The organism is Halolamina rubra (assembly GCF_000739555.1).
Lineage (GTDB): Archaea > Halobacteriota > Halobacteria > Halobacteriales > Haloferacaceae > Halolamina > Halolamina rubra.
On sequence record NZ_BBJN01000064.1, the window covers coordinates 1 to 5,538 of the forward strand.

At 71.8% G+C, this 5,538-nt stretch carries 4 protein-coding genes; all 4 read right to left on the minus strand.

Annotated features, from left to right (window positions below):
* Positions 1-242 precede the first annotated feature (242 nt).
* Genes ACP95_RS14795 through ACP95_RS14810 form a run of 4 tightly spaced genes read right to left on the minus strand, consistent with a single transcriptional unit; the run spans position 243 to position 5,183 of the window.
* Positions 243-995 (minus strand): DUF7289 family protein, encoded by a 753-nt coding sequence (locus tag ACP95_RS14795; RefSeq protein WP_049981937.1) that lies wholly within the window; start codon positions 993-995, stop codon positions 243-245.
* 40 nt (positions 996-1,035) lie between these two features.
* Entirely contained in the window at positions 1,036-1,245 is a 210-nt protein-coding gene (locus ACP95_RS14800; protein ID WP_049981938.1) for a hypothetical protein, read from the minus strand.
* A gap of 48 nt (positions 1,246-1,293) precedes the next feature.
* Entirely contained in the window at positions 1,294-3,132 is a 1,839-nt protein-coding gene (locus tag ACP95_RS14805) for a hydantoinase B/oxoprolinase family protein (protein WP_049981939.1), read from the minus strand.
* Positions 3,129-5,183, minus strand: coding sequence for a hydantoinase/oxoprolinase family protein (locus ACP95_RS14810; protein WP_049981940.1), 2,055 nt, complete (start codon positions 5,181-5,183; stop codon positions 3,129-3,131). Before ACP95_RS14810 ends, ACP95_RS14805 begins: the two co-directional genes overlap by 4 nt.
* Between the last annotated feature and the right edge of the window lie 355 nt (positions 5,184-5,538).

Consider the following 5,538-nt stretch of genomic DNA (forward strand, 5'->3'; position numbering starts at 1 on the left):
GCGACCGTCTTCCTCCGGGTTCAAATTCCAGCGAGTCCACTTCTTCACTCACTTCGTTCGTTCAGTCGCTGGACTCGCTTTAGTCTCACTCGCTCGCTGCGCTCGCTCGCGAGACTCCCAGCGAGTCCATCTGAGCGACAGAGTTCTACGAAAGGCGAGAATCAGTAAATCGGGGTGGTACCCCGACAGGTGTAGCGGTTCCAGGCAATTCTGAGGACCACCCCGAGAAGCGAACGCGCGACTCAGTCGAACGTCACGTCGATGGTGAACCGGATCAGCTGGACCCGGAACCCGTCGCTCTCCTCGAGTTCACAGGTGAGTCGGGTGCCGTCGTCGCCGTCCGGGCGTTCGCAGGTCATCCCCTCGCTTTCGAAGTACGTCTCCCATGCCCCGGCGGCCGGGGTCGTGAGGTTGACTGCCAGTCGGTCGATCCCGGACTGGTCGATCTCCACGTCGTGGAGCTCCCGTTCCGAGCGCACGAGCACGGTGCGCGAGCCGGCGATCGTCCGCTCCTGGACCGTCAGCTCCACGACCGGGATGATCACGCTGTCCTCAGAGATCAGGAAGTTGGGGTCGCCGAGCAGCGTCGAGCCGCCCGACTGGACGCGCGTCACCGCCCCGCCGACGTAACGGATCCGCGTGCCGTCGGCCTCGTACACGACAGTCCCGAGGCTGTCGTTCCCCGTCGAGAACTCCCGCGAGCCGTCGGCCGCGAACCCCGAGACGTTCACCGTCACGGGCTCGCCGGGACCGATGCTCGCCTCGGCCAGCCGGATCTCCGTCCCGCGGCTCGGGGCGCCGCGGGCGGTGATGTCCTCGACGTTGTTCGCGAGCACGTCGAAGGCCCGCTCGGCGTTGTTGACGCGCTCGGCGTCGCGGGCGTCCTGCAGGCCGGCGTAGCCGACGGTGAGAACGGTGCCGACCGTGAGCATCACGAGCGAGAACACCAGCACGAACCCGACGGTCTCGCTCACCCCGCGGCGGTCACGGAACACGCCTTACCCTCGAACAGCGACGCCATAAGCGTTCGGCACGCTACTCCTCCTCCAGCAGCCCGAGGTCCTCGACGACGAGATCCTGGAACGCCGCGGCGAGCTCGGGGTCGACCCGCGCGAGCTCCTCGCCGTCGTGGACCGACTCGTTGTGCTGGTCGATCCGCTCTGCGAGGTCGTCGAGCGGCACGCGAGTGGTGGTCTCACACTCGGGGCAGTGGATGGGGACCTCGGGGCCGTCGTCGTCGCTCATACTCGACCGTCGCCAGCCGCGACCATAAGCCTCCGGATGGTCCGGGGGCTACTCGTCGTCGCTGGCCGCCGGCTCGTCGGACCCGGCCGACGGCTCCGCGCCGTCGACGCCGTAGCGCTCACGGGCGGCCGCGGGCGTCAGCTTCCCGAGGCGGAGATCGCGCTCGATCGCCGACCGCGCGCGCTCCGCCGGGTCGCCGTAGCCGCCCGCCCCGGGGGTGCGGATGCTGACGACGCTCCCCGCCGGGAGGTCCCGGACCGACTTCTGGGGGAGCTTCTCGCCGGCGTCGGCGCCGTCGACCGCTGCCTCGTAGGCGTCGGTGTCGTCGTACAGGAATGCGGCGCCGCGTTCGCCCTCGTCGCCGCCTTCGAGCCCGTACGGGGCGTGCTGCTGGCGGTCCGCGAGCAGGCTGAACCGCGCTTCGTGCCCCCGAACCTCGATGTCCCGCCGGAGGCCGAGGCCGCCGCGGAACTCGCCGGCGCCGCCGGAGTCGGGCCGCAGCGCGTAGCGCAGGATCCGTAGCGGGTACGCCGTCTCCAGCACCTCCGCGGGCGTGTTCATCGTGTTGCTCATGTGGACGTGGACGCCGTCCATCCCGTCCTTCCCGGCGCGGCCGCCGAAGCCGCCGCCCTGGGTCTCGTAGAACGCGTACGGCTCGCCGTCGCCGTTCGCCCCGGTGTCAGCGTCGCCGTCCGCCCCTCGCGGGTCCGTGCCGCCGAAGGTGACGTTGTTCATCGTCCCCTGGCAGGCCGCGAGCACGCGCTCGGGCGCTTCGGTCGCGAACGCGCCGAGCACCACGTCGGTGACGCGCTGGCTGGTCTCGAGGTTGCCGCCGACGACCGCCGCCGGTGGCTCGGGGTTGACGAGGCTGCGCTCGGGCGCGTCGATGGAGATGGGTCGGTAGCAGCCGTGGTTCGGCGGGATCTCCGGGTCCGTCACGCAGCGGACCGCGTAGTACGTCGCCGAGGAGGTGACCGCCAGCACGGCGTTGATCGGCCCCTCGGTCTGGGCGGCGGTGCCGGCGAAGTCGACGCCGACCTCGTCGCCGTCGACAGTGACCTCGACCGCGACGGGGAGGTCCTCGTTGCCGCGGCCGTCGTCGTCGAGCAGGTCCTCGAAGGCGTACGTGCCGTCGGGGAACTCGTCGATCTCGCTGCGCATCCGGCGCTCGGAGTAGTCCTTCACGGCCTCGAAGGCGGCCTCGAGCGTGTCGGCGCCGTACTCGTCGACCATCCCGTGGACGCGCTCGCGGGCGGTCTCGTTGGCGGCCTCCTGGGCGCGCACGTCGCCGCGGCGCTCGTCGGGCGTGCGCACGTTCGCGAGGATCATCCCGAACACGTCGTCGTCGATCTCGCCGCCCTCGATCAGTTTCACCGGCGGGATCCGGAGCCCCTCCTGGTAGATCTCCGTCGAGTCGGCCGCCACCGAGCCCGCGGTCGAGCCGCCGATGTCGGCGTGGTGGGCGCGGTTGGCGGCGTAGGCGATCAGCCGCGGGTCGTCGTCGTCGACGGTCTCCGGGGCGAACACCGGCGAGACCAGCGTGAGGTCCGGCAGGTGGGCGCCGCCGCGGAACGGGTCGTTGAGCAGGATCGCGTCGCCGGGGTGCAGGTCGCCCTCGAAGGCGTCGACGGCCGCGGCGACCGAGAACGGCATCGCGCCGAGGTGGACCGGCATGTTCTCGGCCTGGCTCACCATCTCGCCGTCGGCGTCGAACAGCGCACACGAGCAGTCCCGTCGCTCCTTGATGTTCGGCGAGTAGCCCGTGCGGACGAGGTTCGCGTTCATCTCCTCGGCGACCGCGACGCAGCCGTTCCGTACGACCTCGAGGGTAACCGGGTCGACCTCGGTGCCGCCGGGGGCCGCCCCACCCGCGGGATCGTCGCTCACTGTGCCACCCCCGTGTCGACGACCAGCGTGCCGTCGGGATCGACCTCGGCGGACTGCCCGGGTCGGAGGACGACCGTGCTCTCCGGCCCCTCGACGACCGCGGGCCCGTCGAACGCGCCGCCGGCGGGCAGGCGGTCGCGGTCGTAGATCGGCGCGTCGTGGGCGGCGCCGTCGAAGCGGACCTCGCGGCGCTCGGCGACGGCGTCGTCGACGGTGCCGTCGGCGCCGACGCTGGCCGTCTCCGGCGAGTCGACGACGCCGCGGGCGTGCAGGCGCAGCGTCACCAGTTCGACCGGCTCCCCGGGGTCGGCGTGGCCGTACCGGGACTCGTGGCGCTCGTGGAAGCGGCGCTCGATCGTCTCGAGCGTCGCGGCGTCGACCTCGCCCTCGGGGAGCGGGACGGACACGTCGAACGACTGGCCCGCGTAGCGCAGGTCGGCGACGCGCTCGAACTCGCGGCGGTCGGACGGAACGTTCTCCGCAGCGAGTTCGCTGTCGCCCTCGGCGCGGAGTTCCGCGAACGCGGTCGCGACGGTTTCGGGGTCGACCTCGCTCCAGGCCCGGACCATCGACTGGCTGTAGTCGTACCCCACGTCGCTGATCAGCAGCCCCAGCGCCGAGAGCGCCCCCGCGGTCCGGGGGACGAGCACGGTCGGCACGTCGAGTTCGGCCGCGAGCGTCGGCGCGTGGAGCGGGCCCGCGCCGCCGAAGGCGACGAGCGCGAACTCCCGGGGGTCGTGGCCCCGCTCGACGGAGACCACCCGCAGCGCCCGGGCCATGTTCGCGTTCGCCACGTCGAGGACGCCCTGGGCGGTCTCCGCTGGCCCCATCCCGAGCTTCTCGCCCAGTTCCTCGAACGCGGCGCGCACGTCGGCGACGCCCACGTCGCGGTCCTCGGGCAGGAACCCCTCGGGGTCGATCCGGCCGAGGAGGAGGTGGGCGTCGGTCGTCGTCGGGCGCTCGCCGCCGCGACCGTAGCAGATCGGCCCCGGGTCGGCGCCCGCCGAGCGCGGCCCCACGCGCAGCGCGCCGCCGGCGTCGACCCAGGCGACGGAGCCGCCGCCGGAGCCGACGGTGTGCACGTCGATCATCGGCACGCCGACGGTGTAGTCACCGACGGCCACGTCCGTCGAGACGACCGGCTCGCCGTCCTGCACGAGCGACACGTCACAGGAGGTGCCGCCCATGTCCATCGTGATGAGGTCAGAGTAGCCCGCGCGGCCGGCGACGTGGGTCGCGCCCTGCACGCCCGCCGCGGGCCCCGAGAGCAGCGTGTTCACCGGGCGCTCGCGGGCGGCGTCGGCGTCGATCAGCCCGCCGTTGGACTGCATGATCTTCACCCCGGCGTCGACGCCGCGGCCGCGGACCTCCCGCTCCAGATCGCCGACGTAGTCGGACATCACGGGTTTGAGCGCGGCGTTGAGGCTCGTGGTGACGCTGCGCTCGTACTCCCGAATCTCCGGGAGGACGGTGCTCGACCGGGAGACCGACACGTCGGGCAGCTCCTCGCGCAGGATCTCGGCCACGCGGCGCTCGTGTGTCGGGTTCTCGAAGGCGAAGAGGAGACAGACCGCAACCGCCGAGACACCGGTGTCGTCGATTGCGGCGGCGACCTCCCGCACGGCGTCCTCGTCGAGCTCGCGCAGGACGGTCCCGCGCTCGTCGAGCCGTTCGGGGACGGTGAAGCGGCGGTCCCGCGGCACCACGGGCTCGGCCTTCTCGGCGTCGAAGTCGTAGATGTCCGGGCGGTCCTGGCGGCCGATCTCCAGCGCGTCGCGGAACCCCTCGGTGGTGACCAGGGCGGTGTCGGCCCACGTGCCCTCGAGGACGGCGTTGGTGGCGACGGTGGTGCCGTGGCTGAAGAACTCGACCGCCCCGGGCTCGTACCCCGCCGCGGACTCGCTCTCGCCGAGCCCGTTCAGCACGCCGCGGGCGGGCTCGTCGGGTGTCGACGGCGTCTTGGTGACGGTGATCTCGCCGTCGCGGACGGCGACCACGTCGGTGAACGTGCCGCCGATGTCGACGCCGACGCGAGTGGACTCGTCGGTCACGCGGCGGTTCCTCCGTCGATGTGGATTCGTGAGGTGGAGCGCATTACTCGGGGGGAGTGGGGCGCAGTACGTGGATGTTTCCCTTACTGCCGAGCGTAGGACGTGGGTGGCATGTCGGTGGATAGTGAGAACGACGGCGACGTTCCGGCGGACGGTGCGGACCGCGACAGCATCTCGATCGTTGGCAATTTGTGGCCGCACCGCGGTGGCGCGCGACGTGAGCGCGTCGGCGCGAACGAGCGTGCGAGGGATGAGCGACCGGACGGGAGCGAATCGGCTGGGGAGGTTGTGGCCGCGGGCCGGAAGCGGTGCGGTACAAGTGGCCAAGCATCGAGATGCTGTTGCAGTCGCTGTC

Bases quoted from the DNA above. Each gene is read 5' to 3' on its own strand.
- ACP95_RS14800 (WP_049981938.1), bottom strand. From the start codon at position 1,245: ATGAGCGACGACGACGGCCCCGAGGTCCCCATCCACTGCCCCGAGTGT.